The organism is Bacteroides caecigallinarum (assembly GCF_021530995.1).
Taxonomy (GTDB): Bacteria; Bacteroidota; Bacteroidia; order Bacteroidales; family Bacteroidaceae; genus Phocaeicola; species Phocaeicola faecigallinarum.
On record NZ_JADYTF010000157.1, the window covers coordinates 1 to 5,944 of the forward strand.

The following is a 5,944-nucleotide window of genomic DNA, read 5'->3' on the forward strand; positions in this document are numbered from 1 at the left end:
AAATAACAAGAGGAAATCAAGCCTTAAGGGTAAAAGAAAAATGGCGGGATGGAGCGATGAGTTTCTTGCTGAACTTTTAGATGCACCATGGCAAAATGAAGATATTAAGTAATGCGTCAGCCCTGTTTGTACTGACATAGTTAGCGTGACACGTTCGTGTTACGCGTGTTGTACGTTCGTGTTTTGCGAGTTACACAGACGTGTTCCGCGCGTTACACGAATGTGTCACGCAAAATAAAAAAGCTCTCATTGTGGGGTTATACAGTATATCCTCACTAATGAGAGCTTTTTTATATCTAACAGATGTATGGGTGATTTACAGTTTCCCTTTCTCGTCAAGATAAGAATCCTTGAATCCCAGAAAGTATAACACACCGTCCAGACCAATGGTGTTGATGGATTGTTCCGCATTTTCCACCACCTTAGGTTTGGCATGGAATGCTATGCCAAGTCCGGCAGTAGAAAGCATAGGCAGGTCGTTTGCTCCATCACCTACGGCTATTGTCTGTGCAATGTCAACTTTCTCTACCTGTGCCAGCAGTCTGAGCAGTTCAGCCTTCCGTTTTCCGTCAACTATTTCTCCCAGATATCGTCCTGTCAGTTTTCCGTCCTCTATTTCAAGTTCGTTGGCATATACATAGTCTATTCCGAATTTCTGTTTCAGATATTCGCCGAAGTAGGTGAAACCTCCGGAAAGTATCGCTATCTTGTAGCCGTAATGTTTCAGTACGAACATAAGTCTTTCCACACCTTCCGTGATAGGCAGGTTCTCTGCTATTTCTTTCATCACGCTTTCGTCCAGTCCTTTCAGCAGTGCCACTCTCTCCGTGAAACTCTCCTTGAAGTCTATCTCACCACGCATCGCACGTTCGGTTATGGCCCTTACCTGTTCTCCCACACAGGCACGTTCTGCCAGTTCGTCTATACATTCTGTCTGTATCAGTGTGGAATCCATATCGAAACAAATCAGTCTTCGCATACGGCGGTACATATTGTCAAGCTGCAATGAGAAGTCCATTCCCATCTCGCTGCTCAGTTTCATCAGGCTGCGCTGCATCTCTACTCTGTTCTTCGGATTACCTCTCACCGAGAATTCAATGCACGACCTCACGCTTGCCTTCTCCTCATCGAGTGGCACACGTCCTGTGAGACGCTTTATGGAGTCGATGTTCAGTCCCTGTTCCGCTATAATCTTTGTTGCGGCTGATATCTGTTTCGCTGTCAGCCTTCTGCCAAGTATTGTGATTATATACCTGTTTTTCCCCTGCATTGAAACCCAGTTTTCATATTCATCTACAGAAATAGGATAGAATCGGATGTTTACACCAAGTTCAGATGCTTTGAACAGGAGCTCCTTCATTATGTTACCTGATTCTGTTTCGTGGCTTTTAAACAGTATTCCCAATGATAGAGTCTGGTGTATGTCTGCCTGACCTATATCCAGTATTGTCACATCGTATTTTGACAATATTTCTGTCACTGAGGCAGTTAGCCCAGGACGGTCGATGCCTGTTATTCTTATTAGTATAAGTTCTGTGTTCATAGTGTTTTGGCAATATGTATTTATATTTTTATAATGCTATTCTTCTTAGTCTGATGCGCAGATTTGTCAGTCCCATATCGTCATTGCACGAGTCAAGTCCTGCCTGTCGTACAGTTAGTCTGTGATTTTTCTTTTTGTTGGTTTCGGTCAAGGTCAATTCCTGTTTGTAGACAGTCTGGTCTTTTGTCTTTCGCAGAATGTAGCTTATACCTTTGCCAATCCTGTTGTATAACCTCATTACTATCAGGTTTTTGCCCTTCTGAAGCGGAATAAGGACTTTTTCCGTTTTGAAATCGCATCCGTAAGGATTCAGATGTTTCATTATTGATTTTCCGTTCAGGTAAATTTCAATACCGTTTCCTGCTCCGGCTTCAATGATGATATTTTGTGCCTTTGGCGATTCTATTTCTTGCATCACGTAGTATGTATTGTTGGTATTAGCTTCAAAAGTATGTTTTCCGGCTGAAACCTCTTTCCAGTTTTTGTTCTTTACCGGTGGATTTTCAAGGTCTGTTGTTATGTCTTTCGGCGCATGGAATATTCTTTCTTCCGGACCGCATACGTACTGTTTCCCCCACACCGTTCCTTCGGCCACCTGAAGCGATGATGCCTTGCCGCTATTGAGTTTTACATTATATGTTCTTCCGTCCAGTTCTATTTCCAGATTCTTTCCTTTTTCCTGATCCGTATATATCAGTTCCAGCTGTTTCAGCATAAGCTGCTCGAAATACCATGAGTATTTCACTGTGCTTTTGTATGTACTTCCAAAGTCGAAACCCGAAATGCTGTAATGCGGTGTGGCATTATTTTGCTTCAGCGTAATGGCTCTGATAGGTTCCGGCTGATGTTCGCCTATGTTCTGTTTGAATTTTAGTGTCAATACGTTTATGCTTTTTCCCTTATATGCCGATGCCGGTACGGCTATGTCAATGACTCCGTTCTTCTGGATGCATGTGGCAAGCTTTCCGTCCGCTTTTTCCAGTTCATATTCAGGCATGTACAGTTCTATTTTTCCGTCTTTAGGATATTTGCCCGACAGTATCAGATACAGAGTGTCGCCTTTTCTTGTGACGGTTCCCCATTCAAAATCCCTCAAGAACGGATTATGCACGGTATTGTATATCGCCTGTCCGTTTTCTTTTATCCATGATCCGATACTGTTCATTATTTTTTTATCGTATCCGTTTATTCGTCCGTCGTTTTCCAGATGAATCTTAAACATGAAACCTCCACCCAACGACACAGCTTCGGCCATTTGACTTATAATTTTTTTTGCGTCCGATTCCGCATTGTCTATTTCAATGGCTGCCGGTGACGATGACAGAGACGAGTCATATCGCCAGCAGCATTCAAGAATATCCTTTCCGAAATGAAATTTCAGTATGTTGCAGAAATCGTATTTTCCGTTTCCCGCATCATTGCTTACCATACATTCAGGCTGGAGTTTGTGCACCAGGTCGTACAGTTCTTTACTCTCCTCCGGAGTCTTGGGGTTCATATCGAAACTGATTTCCGAAATTTTCCCATATTTTGTGAGCAGTTCGGTTATTTGCTTTTTTATGGTTTTGTCCAGACTGTTTGAATGGTGATTTCCTTTGTTGTCGAATTTTTCTTTTACAGGGATGTAGATACCAAAATTAATTTTGTTCCTGCTACATGCTTCGCTCAGTTCCTTTATGATATCCTTTTCTGTGTTTTCTTTGCAAGTCTCAGTATCGAACAGACAGGCGTCGCCAGTCTTTGCCGGTGCTATTACAGTGCGCATCCCTGACTTTACTGCCAGCGATACTATAGAGTCGGCATTGAAGTTGGTATAACTGAAAATATCCTTTACAGAGTTGCCTTTCGAATCTTTCTGCATCGGGAATACAATCCTGACAGCCAGTTTGTTGTCCTGCCATTTTTTATAAGTGGAGTCCGAAACTTGTGCCGCAACACAGTTTATGTATATCAACAGTAGGGAGAATATGGATAAAACACGTATCTTCATAATATATAGTGATGTAATGATGAGCAAAGATAATCACTTCTTTTGTGATATGCTAACTTTTCATTAATTTTGCGGCTCGTATTTATAACAATCATTAAAAAACTAAAAAAGACAATGAAAAAACTGTTTTTATCAATCATCGTATGTATGATAACAGCGATTGCCGGTGCACAGAATGTTCAGTTGCATTATGACTTCGGTAGTTCGATTTATGACTCTCAGAGTTCAAGAGCCAAAGTTACGACTACGGTGGAAATGTTCAAGCCTGACAGATGGGGTAGTACATACTTCTTCGTAGATATGGACTATGCCAAGGAAGGTGTTGTAGGTGCATATTGGGAAATTGCCCGTGAACTGAATTTCTGGGGTGGGCCTTTCTCTGCACATGTGGAATATAACGGTGGAGCTAACGGTATAAACAATGCTTACCTTCTTGGTGCTACTTATACGTGGAACAATTCTGATTTCACAAGAGGTTTTACATTTACTCCTGCATACAAGTATATTCAGAAAAACGTAAAGCCTAATAATTTCCAGCTTACTATTACATGGTATTTGCACTTCTGCAAGGGAAAATACTCTTTCACAGGATTTGCAGATTTCTGGAAGGAGAAACATCAGGATTTCGAAAAGAACGAGATGCACAATTATATTTTCATAACAGAACCGCAGTTCTGGGTGAATTTGAACAAGTTTGACAGAGTGGCGGACGATTTCAATCTGAGTGTAGGTACTGAGTGGGAAATTTCCTCAAATTTCGGTGTTATGAACGGCTGGAAATGGATGCCTACTTTGGCAATGAAATGGTCATTCTAATTCGGGATTCTCTAAAAAACGAAAATAATCATGTTGGAAAAACTTTTCGGGTTCGATAAGAATGTAACTCGCGTACGCACGGAAATACTTGCGGGTATCACTACATTCCTTACTATGGCATATATACTTGCCGTAAACCCAAACATCCTCAGTGCTACAGGTATGGACAAGGGAGCACTGTTCACTACTACTGTCGTTGCTTCTGCCTTTGCCACACTGCTGATGGCTTTCTATGCAAAGCTTCCTTTCGGACTTGCTCCGGGTATGGGACTCAACGCTTTCTTTGCCTATACAGTTTGCCTCACCATGGGATATTCATGGCAGTTTGCCTTGACTGCGGTATTGATTGAGGGTATCATATTCATACTGTTGACAGTGACTAACCTGCGCGAGAAGATTGTCGATGCAATACCTGTGACACTGAAGAATGCCATCGGTGCCGGTATCGGTCTGTTCATCTCTTTCATCGGACTGCAGAATGCCGGAATCATCGTGAACAACGACGCTACACTTATCAGCATGGGAAATATCACTTCAGGTCCTGCCTTGCTTGGTATGATAGGTTTGGTTGTGACTTCCCTTCTTCTGGTAAAGGGAGTAAGAGGTGCGTTGCTGTTCGGTATTCTTATCACAACGTTGATTGGTATCCCTATGGGCATCACCAAGTTCGACGGTATCTTCAGCACTCCTCCTTCCATAGAACCTATCTTCTGGCAGTTTGAGTGGCACAATATCTTTACTAAAGAGATGATAGTAGTGGTGTTTACATTCCTCTTTGTGGACATGTTCGACACAATCGGAACTCTTGTTGGAGTTACTACAAAAGCCGGAATGATGGACAAGAACGGTAAGATTCCTCACTTGAAACAGGCTTTCATGGTAGATGCCATAGGTACTACTGCCGGTGCAATGCTTGGAACAAGTACCATCACTACATTCGTTGAAAGTGCTTCAGGAGTAGGCGAGGGCGGTAGAAGTGGTCTTACTTCGTTCGTTACAGCTGTTTGCTTCCTGCTTTCATTGTTCCTTGCTCCTTTCTTCCTTTCGGTTCCGGGAGCAGCTACCGCACCAGTGTTGATTCTTGTAGGTCTGATGATGATGTCTTCAGTGCTTAAAGTCAACTTTGCCGACTATTCAGAGGCCATTCCGGCATTTATATGTATCATTTTCATGCCATTGGCATACAGCATCTCGGACGGTATCGTACTTGGTATGATAAGCTATGTACTTATCAATCTCCTTACAGGCAAGTATAAAAAGCTGTCAATCGGTATGTATATATTGGCGGCGATATTCGTGTTGAAGTTTTTTGTGTAGATATAACTTCTGTAATATTTATAATTAGACCGACGATGGATTTTCCATTTGTCGGTTTTTTTTATTTTATCTCATGTGGTATATGCTTATTTTGTGTGTTTACCGTATGTTAGCAAAACTGAATTTAGGATTTCACAAATATTAATCATATCTTTCCTCTAAAATGATTTACGGTAGAATGATTCCAAAGGCTTCCATTGGTATATTCATATGAATAAAGGCAATAAAATATTTACCGGCAGCATATTGTTGTCGGTAATAATTTTTTATAAGTTTAT

General features: G+C 41.6%; 4 protein-coding genes. 2 read left to right on the forward strand and 2 right to left on the reverse strand.

The window, feature by feature from the left end; genetic code table 11:
• Nucleotides 1-316 precede the first annotated feature (316 nt).
• Both serB and I6E24_RS15035 read right to left on the reverse strand, forming a co-directional pair.
• On the reverse strand, nt 317-1,543 hold the full coding sequence (gene serB / locus I6E24_RS15030) for a phosphoserine phosphatase SerB (RefSeq protein ID WP_235329391.1): 1,227 nt from the start codon (nt 1,541-1,543) through the stop codon (nt 317-319).
• Nucleotides 1,544-1,571: 28 nt separating this feature from the next.
• A complete protein-coding gene (locus I6E24_RS15035) occupies nt 1,572-3,533 on the reverse strand; it encodes an alpha-L-fucosidase (protein WP_235329394.1) in 1,962 nt (653 codons plus the stop codon).
• Nucleotides 3,534-3,647: 114 nt separating this feature from the next.
• Between I6E24_RS15035 and I6E24_RS15040 the strand changes: the two genes are divergently transcribed.
• Nucleotides 3,648-4,349 carry a nucleoside-specific channel-forming Tsx family protein gene (locus I6E24_RS15040; protein WP_235329396.1) on the forward strand — a complete coding sequence of 234 codons (702 nt, stop codon included), beginning with the start codon at nt 3,648-3,650 and terminating at the stop codon, nt 4,347-4,349.
• 30 nt (nt 4,350-4,379) lie between these two features.
• Nucleotides 4,380-5,666 (forward strand): NCS2 family permease, encoded by a 1,287-nt coding sequence (locus I6E24_RS15045; protein ID WP_235329398.1) that lies wholly within the window; start codon nt 4,380-4,382, stop codon nt 5,664-5,666.
• Nucleotides 5,667-5,944: the final 278 nt, after the last annotated feature.

Excerpts from the sequence above, each read along its gene's own strand:
- serB (WP_235329391.1), bottom strand. The coding sequence starts at position 1,543 with ATGAACACAGAACTTATACTAATAAGAATAACAGGCATCGACCGTCCT.
- I6E24_RS15035 (WP_235329394.1), bottom strand. The coding sequence starts at position 3,533 with ATGAAGATACGTGTTTTATCCATATTCTCCCTACTGTTGATATACATA.
- I6E24_RS15040 (WP_235329396.1), top strand. The coding sequence starts at position 3,648 with ATGAAAAAACTGTTTTTATCAATCATCGTATGTATGATAACAGCGATT.
- I6E24_RS15045 (WP_235329398.1), top strand. The coding sequence starts at position 4,380 with ATGTTGGAAAAACTTTTCGGGTTCGATAAGAATGTAACTCGCGTACGC.